Annotated in this window: 20 protein-coding genes; 11 read left to right on the forward strand and 9 right to left on the reverse strand. The window is 66.1% G+C overall.

The features are described from left to right. Positions 1-47: 47 nt before the first annotated feature. The 7 genes from aroB to pilM form a co-directional block, all read right to left on the reverse strand. Positions 48-1,154, reverse strand: coding sequence for a 3-dehydroquinate synthase (gene aroB / locus RM463_RS08520; protein ID WP_311429756.1), 1,107 nt, complete (start codon positions 1,152-1,154; stop codon positions 48-50). Positions 1,155-1,157: 3 nt separating this feature from the next. After that, a complete protein-coding gene (aroK, locus tag RM463_RS08525) occupies positions 1,158-1,700 on the reverse strand; it encodes a shikimate kinase AroK (RefSeq protein ID WP_311429757.1) in 543 nt (180 codons plus the stop codon). Then, a complete protein-coding gene (pilQ, locus tag RM463_RS08530) occupies positions 1,700-3,766 on the reverse strand; it encodes a type IV pilus secretin PilQ (RefSeq protein ID WP_311429758.1) in 2,067 nt (688 codons plus the stop codon). The genes aroK and pilQ overlap by 1 nt, the downstream gene beginning before the upstream one ends. 96 nt (positions 3,767-3,862) lie before the next feature. Beyond that, a complete protein-coding gene (locus tag RM463_RS08535) occupies positions 3,863-4,399 on the reverse strand; it encodes a pilus assembly protein PilP (protein ID WP_195688766.1) in 537 nt (178 codons plus the stop codon). Next, the gene (locus tag RM463_RS08540) at positions 4,396-5,019 is read right to left on the reverse strand and encodes a type 4a pilus biogenesis protein PilO (protein WP_311429759.1); all 624 of its coding nucleotides are present in this window, start codon (positions 5,017-5,019) and stop codon (positions 4,396-4,398) included. The genes RM463_RS08535 and RM463_RS08540 overlap by 4 nt, the downstream gene beginning before the upstream one ends. Beyond that, entirely contained in the window at positions 5,016-5,603 is a 588-nt protein-coding gene (locus RM463_RS08545; protein ID WP_195688764.1) for a PilN domain-containing protein, read from the reverse strand. Before RM463_RS08545 ends, RM463_RS08540 begins: the two co-directional genes overlap by 4 nt. Continuing rightward, the gene (gene pilM, locus RM463_RS08550) at positions 5,600-6,661 is read right to left on the reverse strand and encodes a type IV pilus assembly protein PilM (RefSeq protein WP_311429760.1); all 1,062 of its coding nucleotides are present in this window, start codon (positions 6,659-6,661) and stop codon (positions 5,600-5,602) included. The genes RM463_RS08545 and pilM overlap by 4 nt, the downstream gene beginning before the upstream one ends. A gap of 272 nt (positions 6,662-6,933) precedes the next feature. Between pilM and RM463_RS08555 the strand changes: the two genes are divergently transcribed. Both RM463_RS08555 and RM463_RS08560 read left to right on the forward strand, forming a co-directional pair. Then, entirely contained in the window at positions 6,934-9,450 is a 2,517-nt protein-coding gene (locus RM463_RS08555; RefSeq protein ID WP_311429761.1) for a penicillin-binding protein 1A, read from the forward strand. Positions 9,451-9,560: 110 nt separating this feature from the next. After that, positions 9,561-10,325, forward strand: a complete 765-nt coding sequence (locus RM463_RS08560) for a YdiY family protein (RefSeq protein WP_409229302.1) — start codon at positions 9,561-9,563, stop codon at positions 10,323-10,325. A 73-nt stretch (positions 10,326-10,398) separates the two neighbouring features. On the opposite strand, the gene RM463_RS08565 is transcribed toward RM463_RS08560, so the two are convergent. Together RM463_RS08565 and rpmE are read right to left on the reverse strand one after the other, a co-directional pair. Then, positions 10,399-11,667, reverse strand: coding sequence for a malic enzyme-like NAD(P)-binding protein (locus RM463_RS08565; protein ID WP_195688761.1), 1,269 nt, complete (start codon positions 11,665-11,667; stop codon positions 10,399-10,401). 188 nt (positions 11,668-11,855) lie between these two features. Then, positions 11,856-12,068 carry a 50S ribosomal protein L31 gene (rpmE, locus tag RM463_RS08570; RefSeq protein WP_132042781.1) on the reverse strand — a complete coding sequence of 71 codons (213 nt, stop codon included), beginning with the start codon at positions 12,066-12,068 and terminating at the stop codon, positions 11,856-11,858. Positions 12,069-12,249: 181 nt separating this feature from the next. Here rpmE and RM463_RS08575 point away from each other — a divergent pair, with 181 nt between their 5' ends. From RM463_RS08575 to ubiB, 9 genes are all read left to right on the forward strand, one after another. After that, the gene (locus RM463_RS08575; RefSeq protein ID WP_311429763.1) at positions 12,250-14,484 is read left to right on the forward strand and encodes a primosomal protein N'; all 2,235 of its coding nucleotides are present in this window, start codon (positions 12,250-12,252) and stop codon (positions 14,482-14,484) included. Between the two features lie 275 nt (positions 14,485-14,759). Then, entirely contained in the window at positions 14,760-16,445 is a 1,686-nt protein-coding gene (argS, locus tag RM463_RS08580; protein ID WP_311429764.1) for an arginine--tRNA ligase, read from the forward strand. Between the two features lie 3 nt (positions 16,446-16,448). Continuing rightward, positions 16,449-17,195 carry an SPOR domain-containing protein gene (locus tag RM463_RS08585; protein WP_311429765.1) on the forward strand — a complete coding sequence of 249 codons (747 nt, stop codon included), beginning with the start codon at positions 16,449-16,451 and terminating at the stop codon, positions 17,193-17,195. A 146-nt stretch (positions 17,196-17,341) separates the two neighbouring features. Continuing rightward, positions 17,342-17,875 (forward strand): ATP-dependent protease subunit HslV, encoded by a 534-nt coding sequence (gene hslV / locus RM463_RS08590; protein ID WP_311429766.1) that lies wholly within the window; start codon positions 17,342-17,344, stop codon positions 17,873-17,875. Positions 17,876-17,885: 10 nt separating this feature from the next. Continuing rightward, positions 17,886-19,208 (forward strand): ATP-dependent protease ATPase subunit HslU, encoded by a 1,323-nt coding sequence (gene hslU, locus RM463_RS08595; protein ID WP_311429767.1) that lies wholly within the window; start codon positions 17,886-17,888, stop codon positions 19,206-19,208. Positions 19,209-19,474: 266 nt separating this feature from the next. After that, positions 19,475-19,858, forward strand: a complete 384-nt coding sequence (locus RM463_RS08600; protein ID WP_311429768.1) for a DUF971 domain-containing protein — start codon at positions 19,475-19,477, stop codon at positions 19,856-19,858. A gap of 93 nt (positions 19,859-19,951) precedes the next feature. Then, entirely contained in the window at positions 19,952-20,719 is a 768-nt protein-coding gene (gene ubiE, locus RM463_RS08605) for a bifunctional demethylmenaquinone methyltransferase/2-methoxy-6-polyprenyl-1,4-benzoquinol methylase UbiE (protein WP_161423879.1), read from the forward strand. A gap of 7 nt (positions 20,720-20,726) precedes the next feature. After that, on the forward strand, positions 20,727-21,365 hold the full coding sequence (locus tag RM463_RS08610) for an SCP2 domain-containing protein (protein WP_161423880.1): 639 nt from the start codon (positions 20,727-20,729) through the stop codon (positions 21,363-21,365). Further along, positions 21,365-22,987: a ubiquinone biosynthesis regulatory protein kinase UbiB gene (gene ubiB / locus RM463_RS08615; RefSeq protein ID WP_311429945.1), complete on the forward strand. Its 1,623-nt coding sequence runs from the start codon at positions 21,365-21,367 to the stop codon at positions 22,985-22,987. The genes RM463_RS08610 and ubiB overlap by 1 nt, the downstream gene beginning before the upstream one ends. Positions 22,988-23,028 lie beyond the last annotated feature (41 nt).

Consider the following 23,028-nt stretch of genomic DNA (forward strand, 5'->3'; position numbering starts at 1 on the left):
GGGCGTTCCGATCAAAAAGAGGTACCGAACAATAGAGAAAAACGAGGTCAGCCGCGAGGGAACTGCTCCAGCACCTCCACCAGGAGCGCTTCCGGGGTGGCGTCATACACACAGGCATCGCCCATGGCACGCAGCAGCACCAGGCGCAGGCGACTGTCGACGTTCTTCTTGTCGAGACGCATGCGTGACAGGAAGTCATCGGCGCCCATCCCGGTCGGGGCATCCAGCGGCACCCCCGCCACCCGCAGAATCACCCGCAACCGTTCGACATCACGCTCCGAGAGCCAGCCCAGTCGCGCCGAAAGCTCAGCGGCCATCAGCATCCCGGCACCCACCGCTTCGCCGTGCAGCCAATCGCCATAGCCCTGATGCGCCTCGATGGCGTGACCGAAGGTATGCCCAAGGTTGAGCAGCGCCCGCACCCCCTGCTCGGTCTCATCCTCGGCGACGATCTCCGCCTTGAGCGCACAGCTGCGCTGGATGGCGCCGGCCAGGGCGTCCGGATCCAGCTCGCGCAAGGCGGGCAGCTCCCGCTCCAGCCAGGCGAGGAAGTCCGCATCACGAATCAGGCCATACTTGATCACCTCGGCCAGACCGGCGGAAAGCTCGCGGGGCGGCAGGGTGTCCAGGGTATCGGTATCGATCAGCACCCCTCGCGGCTGCCAGAAGGCACCGACCATGTTCTTGCCCAATGGATGGTTGACTCCGGTCTTGCCACCCACCGACGAGTCCACCTGGGCCAGCAGGGTGGTCGGCACCTGAATAAAGGCCACGCCACGCTGATAGCAGGCCGCGGCGAAGCCCACCATATCACCGATCACCCCTCCGCCCAGGGCCACCAGGGTGCAGCGCCGGTTGAAGCCCGCCTCGAGCAGCGCATCCCAGATGCGCGAGACATGCTCGAGGTTCTTGGTAGCCTCGCCATCCGGCAGCACCAGCTCGCGCACCTCCACACCCTCGGGCAGGGCGTCGCGACAGCGCTCGAGATAGAGTGGCGCCACCGTCTCGTTGGTGACGATCATCACCTGATGACCGGCCAGCCAGGGGGCCAGGACACCGGGCTCGGCGAGCAGGCCGGGACCGATATGAATGGGGTAGCTGCGACTGCCCAGCGCCACCTCGAGGGTGTGCGGGCCGGAAGGGGTCTGGGTCATGGTTCAGGCCTTGGCTTGCAGGGGGTCGACCAGCCGCGTTACGCGGCGGACGATATCGTTGACCACCGAGCGCGGACCGCGCCGGTCGGTACGCACCGTAAGGTCGGCGGTGGCACGGTAGAGCGGGTCGCGCTCGCCGAACATCTCGCGCAGCACCGCCTCCTTGTCGGGGCGCTGCAGCAGCGGGCGATTGCGATCCTTGGCGGTTCGCCTGAGCTGCTGCTCTACGGTGGTGAAGAGATAGATAACGGTGCCACGCTCACGCAGCATGCGACGATTCTCCTCGCGCAGCACCGCACCACCGCCGGTGGCGATCACCACGCCCTCGCGATGGGTCAACTCGTCGATCATCAGGGTCTCGCGGTCGCGAAAGCCGCCCTCGCCTTCGACGTCGAAGATCCACGGGATATCGGCACCGCAGCGGTCCTGGATCTCGTGGTCGGTATCCAGGAAGTCGCGAGAAAGCTCGGCCGCCAGGAGGCGGCCGATGGTGCTCTTGCCGGCCCCCATGGGGCCGATCAGTATTAGGTTGGGTAGTGCCAGCATCAGCGAAGGGCCACACCGTCATCGAGGATTCGTGGGGTAATGAATACCAGCAACTCTACCTTGTCGTTACTCTCCTGGGTATAGCGAAAGAGATTGCCAAGCACCGGAAGGTCTCCCAGGAAGGGCGTCTTGACCAGGTTTTCCAACTCCTCGGTCTGCAGGATCCCGCCCAGCACCACGGTCTGGCCATTATCCACCAGCACCTGGGTCTCGATCTCGTTCTTGTTGACAGGGGGCTCCTCGCCGGGGTTGAACTCGCCGAAGGTATCGTTGGTGATCGCCACGTCCATGATGATGCGGTTATCCGGAGTGATCTGGGGCGTCACCTCCAGGGACAGCACCGCCTCCTTGAACTCCACCGCCGAGGCGCCACTGGCCGCCGCCTCGCGGTAGGCGCGCTCCTGACCCTGCTTGATCACCGCGGTGGTCTGATTGGCGGTGATTACCCGCGGCTGGGAGATCGTATAGCTCTTGCCATCGCTCTCCATGGCGCGCAACTCGAGGTCGAGCAACACATCTCCGGAGAGATAGCCGAAACCGAAGCTTGTCATGCCACCGGCGCCACGATCGACAGGGCCAAAGTCTACTGCCAGACCACCCAGCCCCGAAACTGGCTCGCCATCGGAGGCGCCTCCCAGGTCGAACCGGCCACCACTTCCCGAGACCCCCCAGTTCACACCAAGCTCACGGGATGCAGTCTGTCCGGCGATGACGATACGCGCCTCGATCTGTACCTGGCGTACCGCCACATCGAGACGTTCCAGGGTATCCATGACGCTGTCGATCTGCTCGGCGGTATCCTGAATCAGCAGGGTATTGGTACGCGGATCCACCGCCACCTTGCCGCGCTCGGTCAACAGGCCGAAACCTGCCTGCCCCCCACCGCGCAGCAGAGCGGCGATATCACTCGCCTTGGCGTACTTCACTTCGATATATTCGGTCTCCAGTGGCGCCAGGACCTCCAGCTGCTCGCGGGTCTCGAGCTCCAGTTGCTCGCGCTGGGCCAGCTCGGCGGCCGGAGCCACCACGATCACGTTGCCGTCCTGGCGGCTGGACAGGCCATGGCTCTTGAGCACCAGGTCCAGCGCCTGATCCCAGGGCACATCCTCGAGATTGAGGGTCACGCGACCCTGCACGCTGTCGCTGGCCACCAGGTTGAGACCGGTGAAGTCGGCGATGATCGCCAGCACCGAACGCACCTCGATATCCTGGAAATTGAGGGTGATCCGCTTGCCGGTGTAGGCAAACTGCTCGCGCACCCGCTGCTCCTGCTGCTGGCGGGTGACCGGCTGAGCCTCGATGGTCAGCTGGCGACCGCTCTGGGTGGAGACCATGGCATAGTCTCCACTTCCCTGAATATTCAGGACCACACCGTTGCGCCCTACCTGTGGCGTCACCCGCTGCAGCGGGGTGTCGAAGTCGCTGACATCATAGACCTGATCCAGCGAGGCGGGCAGGTCGACCCCCACCAGCTCGGCGGTGATCCGGTTGCGGCCGGTCTCGCGCACCCGGGCATCGATGCCGGCACGATCGAAGGTGACAACCAGTCGGCCGGCACCATCGCTGCCACGGCGAAAGTCGATATCCTCGATGTTGGGGCCACGGCTGGCCGGCTGGGATAGCGCCGATTCGGGTTCAGCCGGCGTGGCGTCGGCAGCCGACGCCACGCCGGTATCGGCGGCGCCGCCGCCGATGGCCAGACGCAAGCGGCTACCCTGCTCTCGGGTGTTGTAGGGCAGCGGCCCATCGAGGTCGAACACCAGGCGGGTCCGTGAGCCGGCCTCCAGGGCGGTGACCCGCTGGACCCCGCCGATGCCCAGGGTGTAGCTGCGGCGCGCGAGACGGTTGTCGGTCTCCATCAGGTCGATGGTCAGCCGTGCGGGGTCGTCGATGCGATAACCACGCACCTCGGGAACCAGGCCGGAGAACTCAAGATCGACCTCAAGCTCGCCGCTGGCCCCTTGCCGAAAATCGAGCTCTTCGAGCGTCGAGGCCGCCAAGGCGGCTCCTGACACCGCCAGCATGGCGAGCAGCGCCACGGTACGCTTGATAATGTGTGCTTGCATGGTTGGTTCCCTTCCCCCTGCTTGACGCCGCTCCCCGGGAGCGATAATAGACTGCAGCGCTGTTCACGCTTGTTGTTGACTGCCGAGCCTTCTGAGCTAGCCACCCTGCTGGCCATTGAGCTCGAGCCGCGTGGTGCGCTCGACCCAACCCCCACGCCCGGTTGGCACGATTTCGATCAACTGTACCGTTGACGAGGTGATACTGACGATACGGCCGAAATCGCTGCCCATATGGTTGCCCACCCGCAGCCGGTGAACCTGGCCGTCCGGTGCACGCACCAGCGCGGAGGGCTGGCCGCCCTCGGTCAGGGTACCTACCAGGCGTAGCTCACTGAGGTTGTAGGCCTCCAGCGCTTCCCGTTCACGATCCAGATCGGGCGCCAGGTCGGTGGCTACCTCGGTCGGCTCCTCCACCTCGGGCAAACGCGGCACGAAGGGGCTACGCAGATCGGCATGATCGTAGGGCAACGTCTCGTAGTCGGGTATCTCCGGCAGCTCGATCGTCGGCACCGGAGCCGGGCTGTTGCGAATCTCGGCCAGCTCACGATCGAGGCTGGTCAACTGCGGATCGGCGCAACCGGCGATCAGCAACAGGCCTGCCCCCCCTGCAACTCCCCTCAGCCAGCCCCTCATGAACCGCTCTCCACGTCCTGCCGATAACTGTAGGTTCGCGCCACCAAGGTAAGCCGCAGGTTCTGCCCGTCACCCTCCTCCGGCGCCAGCGTCATGTCATGCAGGGTAACGATACGGGGCAGGCCCGCGACCCCGGCCAGGAAGGCGGCGATACGGTGATAATCGCCACGCACCTGGATATCGAAGGGCTGCTCGACGTAGTGCTCCCGGGCCGCCGTGCCACGCAGTCGGATGTAGTCGATCGCCAGCTGGTTGTCGAGGGCGGTCTCGGTGATATTGTCGAGCAGAGCCGGTATCTCGGCGCCACTGGGCAGCATCTCGCGCAAGGCCTCCATCCGCGCCTCGAGGGCCTCCACTTGCTCACGCAAGGGGTCGAGCCTTGAGGCCAGCGCCGCTTTGTTTCGGTAGGCGCGAATCAGCTGTGGCTCTTCGGCCTTGAGCTGCTCGAGCCGCTCCTTGGCGGGCGCGGCCAGATACCAGTGCATGGCGAACAGGGTCACGCCCAGCGTCAGCAAGCAGAGCAGTAGCTGCAGAGACCAGGGCCATACCCCGGCCTCCTTGATATCGAGCTCGCGCCAGTCGAGCTCGCGCAGCCGACGCATCTCGGCATTGAGGTTCATGGCCTCTCCTCCTCGGTTCCGCCGGATGACGTTTCCGCGTGCGTTGCGGGCATGCGCTGGCTCATGCTGAGACTGAAGCTTCTACGCTCCCCGCCGCCCTCGGCCTCGACTCCCGAGAGCACGGGCTCAGTAAAGGATGCCGCCGCTCCCAGGCGTCGCAGCTGATCGGACACCTGGCCATTATCCTCGGCTCGCCCCGAGAGACGCAGGCTATCACCCTGCCGGCTGAACTGGGTGTAATGCACTCCCTCCTCGAGACTGGTGATCAGGTCGCTCATCACATGAACCGTCTGGCTGCGTCCGTTCTGCAGCTCGGTAAAGACCCCAACCTTCTCGACCACCTGATCACGAATCTTCTCCAGATCGCTGACTCCACCGATCAACGAGTCGAACTGGCGAGTCTGAGTCTCGATATAGGCATTGCGCTGGCGCTGGACCTCGGCCTGCTGCTGGTAGTACCAGGTCATGGCGTAGCCTCCGGCTACTCCCAGCAGAGCCGCCACCCCCAGCGCCATATAGAAATGCTTGCTGCGCCGCGCCCGTTTTTCCTCTCGCCACGGCAGCAGATTGATCTCGATCGTCATGAGCGCGCCCTCAATGCCAGTCCACAGGCCGTCAGCATGGCCGGCGCCTCTCCGGAAAGGGTCTGCACGTCGATGCGGCTGTGGACCTTCATGCGCGCCAACGGATTGGCGATGGAGACCTCCATGCCGCTCTCCCGGGCCAGGCGCTCGGCCAGCCCCGGCAACACGCTGGCGCCTCCGGCCAGCACCATATGACGCACCTCCTGCTTGCGGCCGGCGGTATAGTAGAGCTGCAGCGAGCGCCCGACCTGCTGGGCCAGGGTGTCGATGAAGGGGGTGAGGACACTGTGCTGATAGTCTTCCGGCAGGCCACCACGCTTCTTGGCCAGCCCCGCCTCGTCATAGCTCAGGCCGTAACGATTACGGATCTCCTCGGTCAGCTGACGGCCACCGAACACGGTGTCACGGCTGTAGACGATGCGCCCCTGACGCAATACATGGAAGGTATTCATGTTGGCCCCGATATCCACCAGCGCCACGCTGTCCTCCTCCCCGATATCCGCCGGCAGCTGGCGGCGCAACTCGGTGAAGGCTCGCTCCATGGCAAAGGTCTCGACATCCACGGCCGCCGGCGTCAGGCCTGCCTGTATCACGGCATCGGTCAACTGGCTGACCTCCTGCTGCCGGCAGGCCACCAGCAGGATGTCCTGCTGGTCGGCATAGCGGGCATTGAGCCCCAGGCGCTGGAAATCGTAGGCGACATCACTGAACGGAAAGGGAATATGCTTGTCTGACTCAAACTCGATGCGTGACTCGATCTCGTCACTGCTGAGCGATGCGGGCAGCGTCAGCGTCTTGGTGATCGCCGCGCTGGCAGGCACTGCCACCACTGCCTGGCGGGTATGCGGCTTCGCCTGATGAACGGCTCGGCCAAGGGCGTCAACCACTTCGTCCATATCCTGGATGCGACGCTCGATCACGGCGCCCTCGCGCAGCGGCCTGACTGCATAGCTCTCCACTTGATACGTGGACCCGGCTCGCCTGAGCTCCACGAGCTTGACCGTGGCCGAGGTGATATCGACGCCGATCAGTCCCTTGCTTGATGCCATCAGTCGCATCTCTGTCCTGCCCTTGCTGAGTCTGCGGCTTGCTCGCCTTGACATGGTGCCTGCCTTATTACACGGCGGCAGGTCTGGATTATTCACCTCAGTCTTGTCGCATGAGGTTACATGATCTTGCCATTACTAACACGGTAAACCTTGGGCTAGCATCGTCAACGCTGGTGACCCTCGCCCGGGCTTTCTATAATGGCCCCGCAACCAAGGTCGCAACCTATGCATCGTCATCGCTTCACATCCGCTCCAGTTCCCTGCATGGACACCGCCACTTCATGACGTTTATCAGAACCCTGCTCTTTTCCCTGGTCTGGCTGACCCTCTCGCTGATTGCCGCGGCCGGTCTGGGCGTGGTGGGCGCCGCCCTCTACTTTGCCCCCGGGCTCCCCGACGTACGCCAGCTCCAGGACTTCGAGCTGCACTCACCGCTGCGCATCTATACCCGCGACGACAAGCTGATCGGCGAATATGGCGAGGAGCGCCGCCTTCCGATCGACCATGATGAAATTCCCGTGGAGTTTATCCAGGCACTGCTGGCCGCCGAGGATGACGCCTTCTTCGAACATCGTGGCGTCGACCCCAAGGGCCTGCTGCGGGCGGCCGGCGAACTGGTGGTCAGTGGCGGTGAAATCCAGTCCGGCGGCTCCACCATTACCATGCAGGTAGCGCGTAACTACCTGCTGACCCTGGATCGTACCTTTACCCGCAAGATTCGCGAGATCCTGCTCGCCCTGCAGATGGAGCAGGTACTCAGCAAGGAGGAGATCCTCGAGCTCTACGTCAACAAGATCTTCCTGGGTCACCGTGCCTACGGCATCGCCGCCGCCGCCGAAATCTACTACAACCGCCCGCTGGCAGAGCTGACCCTGGCCGAGAAGGCGATGATTGCCGGCCTGCCCAAGGCCCCCTCCAGCTTCAATCCGTTGACCAACCCGGAGCGCGCGCTGATTCGCCGCAACTGGATCCTGTTCCGCATGCGGGAGCTGGGGCATATCGACCAGGCCACCTATGATGAAGCGGTGCAGGCCCCCATCACCGCCGAACGCAATATCGCCCAGGCGGAAGTCGATGCCGATTACGTCGCCGAGATGGCCCGCCAGTATGCCGTGGAGCGCTTCGGCGAGAGTGAGGTCTACACCGGTGGATACAAGATCACCACCAGCCTGGACAGCGAGCTCCAGCCCATGGCGCGCCGCGCCCTGGCTCGTGGCCTGATCGATTACGACACCCGTCACGGCTGGCGTGGCCCGGAGGAGAAGCAACTGCCGCCGAGTCTGGCAGAGGCTCAGGATCGCACCGAGCGCAGCGGCCTGGAGGAGGAGCTCGAGGAGTCCCCCGAAGTGCTGGAGACCGCCCGGCGCGCCGCCGAGCGCAGCGAGACCCGTGTCGAGGGAATCGACGGTGACGTCAGCAACTGGGTTCAGGTGCTGGAGCGCACTCCGCGCTATGGCCTTCTTCACCCCGCCATCGTGGTAGAGAGTGAAGGCCGCCAGATGCGCGTGCTGATGCGCGAAGGCAAGCTGCGGACCATCGAGTGGGACGGCCTCTCCTGGGCCCGCGAGTACAAGAGCGCGCGGTACCGCGGCCCCGAGCCGGGCTCGGCGGCCGAGATCGCCGGCCGTGGCGACCTGGTGCGCGTGATGGAGCGTGAAGATGGCAGCCTGCGCCTGGCCCAGCGCCCCGATGCGGAAGGCTCCTTGGTGGTAATGCACCCCGACACCGGAGCCATTCTCGCCCTGCAGGGCGGGTTCGACTTCAACGCCAGCAAGTTCAATCGTGCCGTACAGGCCCAGCGCCAGTCGGGCTCCATCTTCAAGCCCTTCATCTATCTGGCGGCACTCGAGAGCGGCATGATGACCGCCGCCAGCGTCGTCAACGACGCCCCGGTGGTGATCGACGACGGCAGCAACGAGATGTGGCGTCCGGTCAACTCCAGCGGAGACTTCCTCGGCCCGATGCGCCTGCGCAATGCCCTGGCGCGCTCTCGCAACCTGGTGACCATCCGTGTGCTTCGCGAAGTAGGCCTCAACGAGACCATCGAGTTCCTCAAGGGGTTCGGTTTCGACGAGGCGCGCCTGCCCCACGGCCTCTCGCTGGCACTGGGCAGCGCCAGCCTGACCCCGCTGGAGATGACCAGCGCCTACGCGATTCTGGCCAATGGCGGCTTCAAGGTCTCGCCCTGGTTTATCGAGCGCGTCACCAGAGGCGAAACGCTTGTTGAAGAGACGCAGGCGGCCGTGGCATGCCGCGAGTGCAGTGCCGATCAGGAGGAGGTAACGTTCGACGGTGAACGCCATGTCGTCGCCGAGCGCGTGGTCGATCCCATCAACCTCTATATCCTGCGCGACATGCTGCGTGACGTGATCGAGAACGGCACCGGTCGCCGTGCCCTGGAGCTGGGCCGCGAAGATATCGTCGGCAAGACCGGCACCACCAACGGCCAGCGCGACACCTGGTTCGCCGGCTTCAACAGCAACCTGGTGGCCACGGTCTGGCTGGGCAAGGATGACAACACCACCACCGCCGAATATGGCGCCAATGCTGCCCTGCCAATCTGGATAGCGTTCATGGGCCAGGCCCTCGACGGCAAGCCCTCGGCAATGCCGGAGGCGCCTGGCGAGCTGGTCACCGCACGTGTCGACCCCGAGACCGGGCGACGCGTATCGCGCGGCGGCATCAGCGAGCTCTTCCATCCCGAGCATCTGCCTGAGCAACAGCCACGCCGCGTGGAGCGCGAGGTGGAGCAACAGAGCGGCTCCCAGGGCACGGGGGTCTATGAGGCGATCTTCTAGCGCTTCGACCAACCCCGGCACTAGCTGGAAGCGGCGTGAAGGCTCCCATCCCTTTACTGCCTTACACGCCGCTCACCCATCACGACACCTGGCAATCCGAGAGATCGACCATGCCGTATTCTGCGATTCGGCCCTGCACAGCTGTATGGCTGGTGCTTTTCGGCCTGTTAGCAATCGCGGGCAAGGTGCACTCCACCCCCTTCTATGCCCCGCCCTTACCCACCGAGGACGACGAGGCCTTCAGCGGCAGCACCGAGCTGGGCTACACCCATATGTCCGGTAACACCGACAGCCAGACCCTGATCGCAAAAGGCCGACTCACCTGGTTGACCGACAGCTGGACTCATACCCTGCGCGGCGAGGTCCGCCATGTCAGTCGTGACGGTGACACCAGCGCCGAGCAGTACCTCGTCGCCGGCCGCGAGCGCTTTAATCTCGAAGGCCCCCACTACCTCTTTGGTTTCGCCCGCGGAGAGAGAGACCGCTTCAGCGGCTATGACCGACAATTCACCACCATAGCCGGCTATGGGCGAGACCTGCTCGACGACGAGTGTCACCGACTTTCACTGGAGGCGGGCCCGGGTTACCGCTACGACCGCATCGAAGGGAAGGAGAACGCCTCGCTCGGCGTGGCATACGGCGCGATGGCCTACGAGTGGGCTTTCTCGAAGGCCGCCAGCCTGGAACAAGAGCTTTCGGTGGAGGCCACCGACGACAACACCACCTCGCGCTCACTTTCGTCACTCACCGCCCGACTCAACTCACATCTGGCATTGAAGCTGTCACACGAGATCAAGGATACCTCCCGACCGCCGGCAGACGCTGAGGCGCGCACCGACCATACCACCAGCGCTTCCATTCTCTACGACTGGTAAACCAGCAGCACCCATAGACTGACGCCGGCTCGAGGGCCGGCGTCATCATGGGTAGCGTCTAGCACACAGGGGCTCATGCTCCGTAGACATCGTCCACGGTCTTGAGTGGGTAGTGCGAGGGGTAGGGGCGGCGCGCCACACCGGAATCCACGGCCGCCTGGGCGACGGCGGAGGTCACTCGGTCCAGCAGGCGTACATCGACCGGCGTGGGAATGATGTAGTCGCGACCGAAACTCATGCTCTCCTTGCCATAGGCCTCGAGCACATCACCGGGCACCGGCTCCCGCGCCAGGTCCTTGAGCGCATGCACCGCCGCCACCTTCATCTCCTCGTTGATGCGCGTGGCCCGAACATCCAGGGCGCCGCGGAAGATGAACGGGAAACCCAGTACATTGTTGACCTGATTGGGGTAGTCGGAGCGACCAGTGGCCATGATCACGTCATCACGGGTCTCGTGAGCGACATCCGGATGGATTTCCGGGTCCGGGTTGGTGCACGCAAATACCACCGGATTGGAAGCCATCTTGAGCAGATGGTCGGCACTCATCAGCCCGGGACCGGAGAGCCCCACGAAGACGTCGGCGCCATCGATGGCATCATCGAGGGTGCGCTTGTCGGTCTCCACGGCAAACATCGCCTTGTACTGATTAAGATCCTCACGCCCGTTGTGGATCACGCCCTTGCGATCGAGCATCACGATATTCTCGGCACGTGCTCCACAGGAGACGAGCAGCTTCATGCAGGCGATGGCCGCCGCACCCGCCCCCATGCAGACAATTTTCGCCTCGGACAGACTCTTGCCGGCAATATCCAGGGCATTGAGCATGCCGGCAGCGGTGACGATGGCGGTGCCGTGCTGGTCATCATGGAACACCGGGATGCTGCACTGTTCGATGAGCGTACGCTCGATCTCGAAGCACTCGGGGGCCTTGATGTCCTCGAGATTGATTCCCCCCCAGGTATCGGCGATGCGCGCCACGGTATCGATAAAGGCCTGTGGGCTCTCGGCATTGACCTCGATGTCAACGGAGTTGATACCGGCAAAGCGCTTGAACAGCACCCCCTTCCCTTCCATGACCGGCTTGCTGGCCAACGCCCCGAGATTACCCAGGCCAAGGATGGCAGTACCATCGGAGATCACGGCTACCAGGTTACCCTTGCCGGTGTAACGGTAGGCATTTTCAGGGTCCCGGGCGATCTCGCGCACCGGCTCGGCCACACCGGGGCTGTAAGCCAGTGCCAGGTCCTTGGCAGTGGCGGTGGGCTTGGTGAGCTCGATGGAGAGTTTTCCGGGAATGGGTTTCGCGTGGTAGTCCAGCGCCGCCTGTCTTGCGTCAGTCATGCTCGAAGTCCATCAGGAAGGGTGACTTGTCAAACAAGTATAGAAAATTATTCCACTACTGAACAGCGCCCCACGGAGCGCCTGCAGGACGCTCATTGAGGCCGTTGCCGGCCGGCAACTTGCCGCCAAAACGCGAGAACCCGCCGGAAAGGCGGGTTCTCGTGACGGCTGACCGATATCGGTCGCGATCAGCGCTTGAGCGCGGCGCCAAAGCGCTTGTTGAAGCGCTCGACGCGACCACCGGTGGTGGCCTGCTTCTGCTTGCCGGTATAGAAAGGGTGGCACTGCGAGCAGACGTCCAGCTCCAGATCGCGACCGGCGGTGGAGCCGACCTCGAAGGTGGCGCCGCAGGAACAGGTCGCGCTGATCGTCTTGTATTCGGGGTGGATACCTTGTTTCATCTTGAGCCTCGTTGCGCTGTATGCCGCCACCTGATCCGCTGCCAGGCACCGCACACGGTTGTCTATCGATTGACGAGCAACACTATCGATTGCCAAACAATCATGGGATCACCGGAACCCCGAGTCGCCGACCGGGCGCCGGGGAGCGCCGCATACTACCAGAGTCGCCGCCGGAGGCCAATTGCCAGATTCACCGATTCCGCGAGTGCTACGCGTCGCCATTCCCTCGCCGCTGCATCGCCTGTTCGACTACCGCCCGGCCCACGACGTGCCGGCCTGCGGCTGGCAGCCGGGGCTACGAGTGCGTGCGCCCTTCGGTCGCCGCGAGGTGGTCGGCATCGTGGTGGAGTGTCGCGAGCAGAGTGACCTGCCGCTGACCGCCCTCAAGCGAGTCACTGCCTGCCTGGACGACGCCCCGCTCCCCCCGGACTGGCTATGGCTGTGCCGCTTTACCGCACGCTACTATCAGCACCCGCTGGGCGACACCCTGCACCAGGCGCTGCCGGTCCTGCTGCGCCAGGGACGTGCGCTAACCCCCCGCACACGCGAGCGCTGGGTGCTTACCCCCGCGGGGCACGCCTCGGGGAGCGATGCCCTGCCCCGCGCCCCACGCCAGGCGGCATTGCTGGAGATGCTACGCCAGCACCCCCACGGTCTGGCCAGCCAGGCGATCCTCGCCCAGTCATTCAGCCGCGATCAGCTCAAGGCGCTCACCGCCAAGGGGTTGGTCGAGCGCCACGAGGAGCCCCTCACCGCCGCGCCTCTCCCCGACCCTGACCATCTGCTGGCCAGCCCAGCGCTGCCGCTCAACCGCGAGCAGGCCCACGCCCTTTCGGCCCTCCACGAGCGGCTCGATGGCTACCACCCCTGCCTGCTGGAGGGAGTCACCGGCAGCGGCAAGACCGAGGTCTACCTGCAGTTGATCGAGGCGACCGTGGGACGCGGCCGCCAGGCGCTGATACTGGTACCGGAGATCGGCCTCACCCCCCAGACCCTGTCACGCTTCCGCAAGCGCTTCCGAGTCCCGGTGGTCGCCCTGCACTCGGGACTCACCGAGCATGAGCGGCTGGATGCCTGGGAGGCCGCCGCCAGCGGCCGGGCTCCCATCGTGGTCGGCACCCGTTCGGCGATCTTCACCCCGCTGGCCCGCCCCGGCGCGCTTATCGTCGACGAGGAGCATGACGCCTCCTACAAGCAGCAGGATGGGCTGCGCTACCATGCCCGGGACCTCGCCGTGGCTCGTGCCCATCACCACCGCATCCCGCTACTGCTGGGCAGCGCCACGCCCTCGCTGGAGAGCCTGGCCCGGGCGCACCGCGGTGAGTGGCGCCACCTGCCCTTGACCCGGCGCGCCACCCGCCATGCCCCCGCGCGCCTGGAACTTCTCGACCTGCGGGGTCGTCCTCGCCTGGGTGGCCTGGCCCCACCGGCGCTGGAGGCGATCTCGGAGACCCTCGACGCGGGCCACCAGGTACTGGTCTTCATCAATCGCCGCGGCTTCGCTCCCACCCTGGCCTGCCATGCCTGCGGCTGGCTGGCCGAATGCGACGCCTGCGACGCCCGCATGACCCTCCACCGCCAGCCGCCGCTGCTGGCCTGCCACCACTGCGATCGCCGCCGCGTCCTGCCCGACGCCTGCCCCGAGTGCCAGAGCATCGACCTGCGGCCGCTGGGCAGCGGCACCGAGCGCACCGAGGAGACGCTCGCCGAGCGCTTCCCCAGGGTACCGGTGCACCGCATCGACCGCGACAGCACTCGCCGTCGCGACGCCTTCGAGCAGACCCTGACCGAGGTTCGCCGCGGCGATCCCTGCCTGCTGGTGGGCACCCAGATGCTCGCCAAGGGGCACCATCTGCCTCATGTCACACTGGTCGTGGTGGTCAATGCCGATGCCGGCCTCTATGCCAGTGACTTCCGCGCCCTGGAGCAGGGGGCCCAGCTGCTGGTGCAGGTAGCCGGCCGCGCCGGTCGTGCCGCCCACCCCGGGCGAGTGCTGGTCCAGACCATGCATCCCGACGATCCTCACCTGCGCCTGCTGGCCGAGCGTGGCTATGCCGCCCTCGCCGAGCGCCTCCTGGAAGAGCGACGCGCCGCCGCGCTGCCACCATTCCGCTTCCTGGCCCTCCTGCGCCTGGAGAGCGCGAGGGAAGAGGCGGCCGGTGAATTGAGCCGCCGCACCGCCACCGCACTGCGGGCCTGGCTGGCCGAACGCCAGCTGGCGGTGGACTGCCTGGGCCCGGTGCCGGCCCCCATGGAGCGGCGCCAGGGCCGCTATCACCTGCAGCTGATGCTCGGCGCCGAAAAGCGTAGCGCCCTTCACGAAGCCAGCGCCTGGCTCACCGCCTGGCTGGAGGCCACTCCCGAGGCGCGTCGAGTGCGCTGGTCGCTGGATATCGACCCGCAGACGCTGAGTTGAACATGGCCATTGCCGCCATACGCAGCAAGAAGCGCCGGGGGCAGGACGAAGAGGGAGCCGGCGCTCCAGGACCTGTCGCCGGGCAAGCTTCGAGCGAGCCCGCAGCGATTGACTCGCCAGGCTTGGAGCCCCGCCCTTTAAAGCCAGCGCGCAATTGCCGATAATGGCCGGCCATGCCCGATCAGGGCCCGTTTCCATGCCCACGCCGGGCCGAGCGCCTCTTTATCGCCGGTTCATCGGCCGCTTACCCCGACGCCACAGGACACCAACGCCCCATGAAAGAGACCATCGTTGCGCTGCTCGAGGACGCCCTCGACTCCCTCAAGCAGCAGGGTGTGCTGCCCGCCGACCTCGCCCCGACCATCAAGGTCGACCCTACCCGAGACAAGGCGCATGGCGATTACGCCACCAACCTGGCGCTGATGCTGGCCAAGCCGGCCGGCCGCAAGCCCCGCGAGCTGGCCGACACCCTGGTGGCCGCCCTGCCCGAGAGCGCGGCGGTCAGTCGGGTCGAAATCGCCGGCCCCGGCTTCGTCAACTTCTTCGCCGCCACCGACGCCGCCGCCCAGGTGGTCCGCCAGGTGCTCGATTCGGGCGATGCCTATGGACGCAGCCTCGCCGGCCAGGGGCAGAAGGTGCAGGTGGAGTTCGTCTCCGCCAATCCCACCGGGCCGCTGCATGTCGGCCACGGTCGCGGGGCGGCCATCGGCGACTGCGTCTGTCGCCTGCTCGAAGCCACCGGCTTCGATGTGACCCGCGAGTTCTACTACAACGACGCGGGCGCCCAGATCACCAACCTGGCGCTCTCGGTACAGGCCCGCGTCAAGGGGCTTGGCCCCGAGGATGAAGGCTGGCCGGCGGATGGTTACCGCGGTGGCTATATCATCGATGTGGCCAATGCCTACCTGGGTGGCGAGACCGTGCACGCCGACGACCGCCACGTTACCGCCAAGGCCGACCCGGACGACCTGGCGGCGATCCAGGAGTTTGCCGTGGCCTATCTGCGCCGCGAGCAGGACCTCGACCTCAAGGCCTTCGGCGTGAACTTCGACGTCTACTTCCTCGAGTCCTCGCTCTACCGCGACGGCAAGGTGGAGGCGACCGTCGAGCGCCTGGTCGAGAATGGCCACACCTACGAGCAGGATGGCGCCCTGTGGCTGCGCACCACCGATTTCGGTGACGACAAGGACCGGGTGATGCGCAAGACCGACGGGCAGTACACCTATTTCCTGCCCGACGTGGCCTATCACCTCGACAAGTGGCAGCGTGGCTTCACCACCGTAATCAACGAACAGGGGGCCGACCACCACTCCACCGTGACCCGGGTGCGCGCCGGCCTGCAGGCCCTGGAAGCCGGCATCCCTCAGGGCTGGCCCGACTACGTGCTGCATCAGATGGTGATGGTGACCCGCTCCGGCGTGGAGGTGAAGCTCTCCAAGCGTGCCGGCAGCTACGTGACCGTCCGCGATCTGATCGACGAGGTGGGGCGCGATGCCACCCGCTTCTTCCTGGCCGCGCGACGGGCCGACTCCCAGCTCACCTTCGATATCGACCTGGCCCGCTCGCAGTCCAACGACAACCCGGTCTACTACGTGCAGTACGCCCACGCCCGGGTGTGCAGCGTCGAGCGTCGCGCAGCGAATGACGGCCTGCCCTTCGACCATGCCCTGGCCATGGACCATCTGGGCCGTCTGGAGGAGGACCAGGAGAAGGCACTGCTGAACCGCCTGGCCCGCTTCCCCGAGGCGGTGTCACACGCGGCCGCCGCCCGCGAGCCTCAGCAGATCGCCCAGTACCTCCTCGATCTGGCCGCCGATTTCCACACCTGCTACAACGCGGTGAAGGTCATGGTCGAGGATGACGCCCTGCGCAACGCCCGCCTGGCCTTGGGCCTGGCCACCCGCCAGGTGCTGCGCAACGGCCTGGAGCTGATGGGAGTCGGCGCCCCGGAGGAAATGTAACCCATGGCGACTCGCAAGCAGCCTGCGAAGAAGCGCGGTGCCACCAACAGCCGGCGCCAGCCCAGCAAGAAGCCCCGCCGCGAATGGCGCCTTCCCGGCTGGGTATGGGGCCTGGCCGGTCTGGTGGCCGGCTTCCTGCTCTCCCAGCATCAGCACGGCGTGGCACCCTGGCAGGTCGAGGACTCACCGCTGGCCACGGTACTGCCGCGTAGTGCCTCGCCCGAAAGCGCACCGGCAGCACCCGCGGAGCCCAGCGAGCCGCCGATGCCGACCTTCGAGTTCTATACCCTGCTGCCGGAGTCCGAGGTGATCGCCCCCGGCGGTGAGATGCCCGCCTCCACGGCGACTCCGCCACCGGCGGAGGAGGTCGCAGCCGACGCTGACTCGGCTCCCGCGGACGACCCGATCGCCGAGGTGATCGCCGCCAACCTATCCAACGACCGCATGGCCAGTGACCGCCAGGCGACGGAGCGGTCGACTCAGCAGGCCACGGCCGCCACCAGCGCCTCGGGGCAGCGCTATATGCTGCAGGCCGCCTCCTTCCGCGAGGCCGGCGACGCCCGACAGTTGCGCAGCCGACTCCGGGACTTCGGCCTGCTGGCGCAGGTCAGCGAGGTCAAGGCAGGCGGCGGCCAGACCTGGCACCGCGTTCAGGTGGGACCCTATGAGGACCGTCGCGAGCTGTCGCGTGCCCAGGACCTGATGACCACCCAGGGCATCGAACCACTGCTTATCCAGCTCAACAACTGAGCCGGCACGCCGCATCTGCACGCTGACCGCTTGAATTTCGGGCGCCACGCCCACACCTACTCCCACCAGACAGATTCGTTACGGCGCCCAAGTGCGCCGAAAGTCATCGGGAGCCGTTGACCCGCTCCCCCAAGGAGTCCCCCTCCATGACCACGATCGTATCCGTGCGCCGCGGTGACCAGGTGGCGCTGGCCGGCGACGGCCAGGTATCGCTGGGCAACACCGTGATGAAGGGCAACGCCAGCAAGGTGCGGCGCCTCTATCGCGGCGAGGTGCTGGCCGGTTTCGCCGGCGGCACCGCCGATGCCTTCACCCTCTTCGAGCGCTTCGAAGCTCAGCTGGAAAAGTACCAGGGCAATCTGGTCAAGGCCGCCGTGGAGCTGGCCAAGGAGTGGCGCACCGACCGCGCCCTGCGCCGCCTGGAGGCGCTGCTCGCCGTGGCCAACAAGGACGCCTCGCTGATCATCACCGGCAACGGCGATGTGCTGGAGCCCGAGGGCGGCATCATCGCCATCGGCTCCGGTGGCAATTTCGCCCTGGCCGCGGCGCGTGCCCTGATCGAGAACACCGACCTCGGGGCCCGCGAGATCACCGAGAAGTCGCTCGAGATCGCCGGCGACATCTGCGTGTTCACCAACCACAACGTCACCCTCGAGGAGCTGCCTGCCAAGGCGGGCTAAGGCCGACACCATGACCCAGATGACCCCCCGCGAGATCGTCCACGCCCTGGACCAGTTCATCATCGGCCAGCAGGATGCCAAGCGCGCCGTGGCCATCGCGCTGCGCAACCGCTGGCGGCGCATGCAGCTCGACGGCGACCTGCGCCAGGAAGTGACGCCCAAGAACATCCTGATGATCGGTCCCACCGGCGTCGGCAAGACCGAGATCGCCCGCCGCCTGGCCAAGCTGGCCCGCGCCCCCTTCATCAAGGTCGAGGCCACCAAGTTCACCGAGGTGGGTTACGTGGGCCGCGACGTGGAATCGATCGTGCGCGACCTGACCGAGGCGGCCATCAAGCTGGTTCGCGAACAGGCCAAGGAGGAGGTCGCGCACCGCGCCGAGGATGCCGCCGAAGAGCGCATCCTCGATGCCCTGCTGCCACCGCCCCGTGGCCAGGAGGATGAGCCCCGTCAGGACAGCTCCACCCGCCAGATCTTCCGCAAGAAGCTTCGCGAAGGGCAGCTCGACGACAAGGAGATCGATATCGAGGTCTCCCAGCAGGGCCCCAATGTCGACATCATGACCCCGCCGGGCATGGAGGAGATGACCAACCAGCTGCAGAGCCTCTTCTCGGGCATGGGCAAGCAGAAGACCGAGACGCGCCGCATCGCGGTGAAGGATGCCTTCGCCGTGCTGCGCGACGAGGAGGCCGGCAAGCTGGTCAACGAGGAGGAGATCAAGGCCCGCGCCATCGAGTCGGTGGAGCAGAATGGCATCGTCTTCCTCGACGAGATCGACAAGGTCTGCAAGGGCGGCGGCCAGTCCAGCGGTGGGGAGGTCTCCCGCGAGGGGGTGCAACGTGACCTGCTGCCGCTGATCGAGGGCTCCTCGGTCTCGACCAAGTACGGCATCGTGAAGACCGACCATGTGCTGTTTATCGCATCCGGCGCCTTCCATCTGTCGCGCCCCTCGGACCTGATTCCGGAGCTGCAGGGTCGCCTGCCGATCCGCGTCGAGCTCAACGCCCTCTCCCCGGATGACTTCAAGCGCATCCTCACCGAGCCCTCCGCGGCGCTGACCAAGCAGTACCAGGCGCTGCTGGCCACCGAGGGGCTGGAGGTCGCCTTCACCGATGACGGTATCGAGCGCATCGCCGAGATCGCCTGGAAGGTCAACGAGGGCACCGAGAACATCGGCGCGCGCCGCCTGCACACCGTGATGGAGCGACTGCTGGAGGAGGCCTCCTTCCAGGGCAGCGATATCGGCACCCCGCTGACCATCGACGCCGCCTACGTCGACTCCCAGCTCGGCGAGCTGGCGATGGACGAGGACCTCTCGCGGTATATCCTGTAAACCCAGCCGTAAGCTTTAAGCGATAAGCCTTGAGGCAGCGGGCTGCGCGGCGTCAGGGACAGGCCGTAGAGGGGGTCCTATGCCAGGGGTGAGAAGCACTGCTTCGAACGGGCTGGCCATGGATGGCCAGCACCGGTCCTGCAAGCGGAGCAGGACGCGAGAGCGAAGCAGGGCATCTAGCGTCCAGGGACGGATTCACAGCGCCCCCTCGCAGGCCTGTCGCTGGAGTAGCCGCTCTTCCACCACGTCAGAAGCCGAGGCATGCCATGACCGCCCCAATCCCGACCCGAGTGCACTACCACAAGCAGGCCCGCGAGCTGGAGCTCGGCTATGCCGATGGCCAGAGTTACCGGCTCGCCATCGAGTACCTCAGGGTCTTCTCCCCCTCCGCCGAGGTCCGCGGCCATGGCCGCGGCCAGGAGACCCTGCAGACTGGCAAGCAGTTCGTCGGCCTCAAGGACATCACGCCTGCCGGCCGCTACGCCCTCAAGCTGCACTTCGATGATGGTCACGACAGTGGCCTGTTCAGCTGGGACTACCTGTGGTGGCTGATCAACCACCGCGAGGCCAACTGGGCCGACTATCTCCAGCGTCTGGAGGCGGCCGGCGCCAGCCGCGCGCCACTGGGTATAGAAATCAAGCAGCTGTAACCCGCGTCAAGACAACCGCCGCTGCAGAAGGCTACAATGGCGCCCATCCGAGGCCTTGACCTCTCCCATGCAGCGATTCGGGAGCCCCATCGCATGAGCGCCAACTCCAGCTCCAGGGACCAGCAGACCACCGATTTCGGCTACCAGGAAGTGCCTCTCGACGAGAAGGCCTCGCGGGTCGCCGATGTATTTCACTCCGTGGCGGCTCGCTACGACGTCATGAACGACCTGATGTCGTTCGGCATCCACCGCCTCTGGAAGCGCCTGACCATCGAGCGTGCCGGCGTGCGTCCGGGGCACAGTGTGCTCGACATCGCCGGCGGCACCGGCGACCTGACACTGAAGTTCTCGCGCACCGTGGGGCCACGCGGGCGTGTCGTCCTGGCCGATATCAACGAGTCGATGCTCCGCGTCGGCCGCGACAAGCTGCTCGACCACGGCGTGGGCGGCAATGTCGAGTATGTCCAGGCCAATGCCGAGTGCCTGCCCTTTCCGGACAATACCTTCGACTGCATCACCATTGCCTTCGGCCTGCGCAACGTGACCGACAAGGATGCCGCCCTGCGCTCGATGACCCGGGTACTCAAGCCCGGCGGCCGACTGCTGGTGCTGGAGTTCTCCAAGCCACGCAACCCCCTGCTGACCCGTGCCTATGACGAGTACTCCTTTCGTCTGCTGCCGAGGATCGGGCAGGTGGTGGCCAGCGATGCCGACAGCTACCGCTACCTGGCCGAGTCGATCCGCATGCATCCCGACCAGGAGACGCTCAAGTCGATGATGGAAGCGGCCGGCCTCGAGCGGGTGGAGTACACCAACATGACCGGGGGCATCGTTGCCCTGCACCGCGGCATAAAGCTCTGAGGTGGGCATGGCCGTGACCCCGACCCTGCTGCTCGCCGCCGCCGAGAGAACCCTGAACGCCCTGCTGGCCCGTGACCCGGCTGCCCCCTCACGCCTCGCCCGACTCGCGGGCCAGCGCCTGCTGCTGCGCCTCGAGAACCCCGAGCTGGCACTCGCCATCCACTTCCATCCCGGTGGCCTGGACCTGCTGCGCGCCGAAGGCGGCGCCGAGGAGGACCATGATGCCGTGGTCGAGCTTGACGCCGAGAGCCTCGGTGCCCTGCTCGGTGGCGCCTCCATGGAACGCCTGATGTTCCAGGGGCGGCTGGCGGTGCGTGGCCGCATCCCGCTGCTGGAAGCTACCCGCGACCTGCTGCTGGACCTCGACCTGGACTGGGAGGGGGAGCTGGCCCGCTGGCTCGGCGATATCCCGGCCCACAGCCTGGCCGAGGGTCTGCGTCGCCTGGGCCGCTTCGGGCTGCGCTCCCGCGACGAGTTCTATGCCGACCTCTCGGAGTACCTGGTCGAGGAGGCGCGCCTGCTGCCGGGCCGCCCCCAGCTCGAGGTACTGCGCGACCACCTTACCGAGCTCGAGGTGGCCTCCGACCGCCTCGAGGCACGCCTGGCCCGCCTGCACCGTCGCCTGGCGGACAGGGTGACGGCATGATCCTGCTGCGTCTGCTGCGCATCCTGTGGGTGATCACCCGCTACCGTCTCGACACCCTGCTGCCCCTCGAGCGCCTCCCCTGGCCGCTGCGGATGCTGCTCAGGCTTTCGCCACTGCGGCTGGTCCCCATCGGCGAGCGCTCCCGCGGAGAGCGCCTACGCCTGGCACTGGAGTCGCTGGGTCCCATCTTCGTCAAGTTCGGCCAGGTACTCTCCACCCGCCGCGACCTGCTGCCCGAGGACGTGGCCGACGAGCTCAAGCGGCTGCAGGACCAGGTTCCCCCCTTCCCCGGCCAACAGGCTCGCGAGGTGGTGGAAGCGGAGCTCGGGCTGCCGGTGACCGAGGCCTTCGCCCGCTTCGACACCGAGCCGCTGGCCTCGGCCTCGATCGCCCAGGTACACGGTGCCCGGCTGCACGGCGGCGAGGAGGTCGTCGTCAAGATCATCCGGCCCGGCATCGAACGGGTGATGCGCCAGGACATGGCCCTGCTCTACCGTTTCGCGCGACTGCTGAGCTGCGTGCCCGAGGCACGACGCCTGCGTCCGGTGGAGGTGGTACGCGACTACGAGACCACCCTGTTCGACGAGCTCGACCTGCACAAGGAGGCCGCCAACACCTCCCAGCTCAAGCGCAACTTCAAGGACTCTCCACTGCTCTATGTGCCCGCCATTCACTGGGAGCTGACCCGCCAGCGGGTCATGGTCCAGGAACGTATCTATGGCGTGCCGGTCGCCGATACCGACGCGCTCGAAGCCCAGGGCACCGACCTCAGGAAACTTGCCGAGCGCGGCGTGGAGATCTTCTTCACCCAGGTGTTCCGTGACAACTTCTTCCACGCCGACATGCATCCGGGGAATATCTTCGTCTCCCGCAAGCATCCCCACGACCCCCAGTACATCGCGATCGACTGCGGCATCGTCGGCAGCCTGACCCGCGAGGATCAGGACTACCTCGCCCGCAACCTGCTGGCCTTCTTCCACCAGGACTACTACGAGGTGGCGGCGCTGCATATCGAGTCGGGCTGGGTCGGTGAGCACACCCGCGCCAACGAGTTTGCCGCGGCGATTCGCACCGTGTGCGAGCCGATCCTCGAGAAGCCGCTCAAGGACATCTCCTTCGGCCAGGTGCTGCTGGGCCTGTTCCAGACCGCCCGTCGCTTCGACATGGAGGTACAGCCCCAGCTGGTCCTGCTGCAGAAGACCCTGCTCAATATCGAGGGCCTGGGGCGTCAGCTCTATCCCGAGCTGGACCTGTGGCAGACCGCCAAGCCCTACCTGGAGCGCTGGATGGAGGAGCGCGCCGGGGTAAAGGGGCTGTGGGCCTCTCTCAAGCGCCACGCCCCCGAACTCAGCCACCAGTTGCCCGAGCTGCCAACCCTGGCCCACCAGGCGCTGGCTCAGGCCGAGCTGGAAAAGCGCCAGCGCCGGCGCCAGGGCGAGGCACTGGGGGGCATCCAGTACCAGCTGGAACGCCAGGGGCGGCGCCATCGCCGGTTGCGACTGGGCCTGCTGCTGGTAGCGCTGGCCATGGCCTGGCAGCCTCTGGTCGAATGGGCCGATGGCCAACCCTGGCCGGCGCTGGTCGCCACCGTCATCGGGCTGTTGCTGCTGGCCTGGTACTGACCCCCGTTTCACGCTCGCCCTTTTTTCATGGAGACGTCATC

Origin of the sequence: Halomonas sp. LES1 (assembly GCF_031846005.1) — a bacterium.
Taxonomy (GTDB): Bacteria; Pseudomonadota; Gammaproteobacteria; order Pseudomonadales; family Halomonadaceae; genus Halomonas.

What these genes read in the sequence shown, in the direction of transcription:
- RM463_RS08565 (WP_195688761.1), bottom strand. Translation starts at nt 11,667, where the DNA reads ATGACTGACGCAAGACAGGCGGCGCTGGACTACCACGCGAAACCCATT.
- hslU (WP_311429767.1), top strand. Translation starts at nt 17,886, where the DNA reads ATGACCCAGATGACCCCCCGCGAGATCGTCCACGCCCTGGACCAGTTC.
- pilM (WP_311429760.1), bottom strand. Translation starts at nt 6,661, where the DNA reads ATGCGACTGATGGCATCAAGCAAGGGACTGATCGGCGTCGATATCACC.
- hslV (WP_311429766.1), top strand. Translation starts at nt 17,342, where the DNA reads ATGACCACGATCGTATCCGTGCGCCGCGGTGACCAGGTGGCGCTGGCC.
- rpmE (WP_132042781.1), bottom strand. Translation starts at nt 12,068, where the DNA reads ATGAAACAAGGTATCCACCCCGAATACAAGACGATCAGCGCGACCTGT.
- pilQ (WP_311429758.1), bottom strand. Translation starts at nt 3,766, where the DNA reads ATGCAAGCACACATTATCAAGCGTACCGTGGCGCTGCTCGCCATGCTG.
- aroK (WP_311429757.1), bottom strand. Translation starts at nt 1,700, where the DNA reads ATGCTGGCACTACCCAACCTAATACTGATCGGCCCCATGGGGGCCGGC.
- ubiE (WP_161423879.1), top strand. Translation starts at nt 19,952, where the DNA reads ATGAGCGCCAACTCCAGCTCCAGGGACCAGCAGACCACCGATTTCGGC.
- RM463_RS08610 (WP_161423880.1), top strand. Translation starts at nt 20,727, where the DNA reads ATGGCCGTGACCCCGACCCTGCTGCTCGCCGCCGCCGAGAGAACCCTG.
- argS (WP_311429764.1), top strand. Translation starts at nt 14,760, where the DNA reads ATGAAAGAGACCATCGTTGCGCTGCTCGAGGACGCCCTCGACTCCCTC.
- RM463_RS08545 (WP_195688764.1), bottom strand. Translation starts at nt 5,603, where the DNA reads ATGACGATCGAGATCAATCTGCTGCCGTGGCGAGAGGAAAAACGGGCG.
- aroB (WP_311429756.1), bottom strand. Translation starts at nt 1,154, where the DNA reads ATGACCCAGACCCCTTCCGGCCCGCACACCCTCGAGGTGGCGCTGGGC.
- RM463_RS08555 (WP_311429761.1), top strand. Translation starts at nt 6,934, where the DNA reads ATGACGTTTATCAGAACCCTGCTCTTTTCCCTGGTCTGGCTGACCCTC.
- RM463_RS08560 (WP_409229302.1), top strand. Translation starts at nt 9,561, where the DNA reads ATGCCGTATTCTGCGATTCGGCCCTGCACAGCTGTATGGCTGGTGCTT.
- RM463_RS08535 (WP_195688766.1), bottom strand. Translation starts at nt 4,399, where the DNA reads ATGAGGGGCTGGCTGAGGGGAGTTGCAGGGGGGGCAGGCCTGTTGCTG.
- RM463_RS08585 (WP_311429765.1), top strand. Translation starts at nt 16,449, where the DNA reads ATGGCGACTCGCAAGCAGCCTGCGAAGAAGCGCGGTGCCACCAACAGC.
- RM463_RS08600 (WP_311429768.1), top strand. Translation starts at nt 19,475, where the DNA reads ATGACCGCCCCAATCCCGACCCGAGTGCACTACCACAAGCAGGCCCGC.
- RM463_RS08540 (WP_311429759.1), bottom strand. Translation starts at nt 5,019, where the DNA reads ATGAACCTCAATGCCGAGATGCGTCGGCTGCGCGAGCTCGACTGGCGC.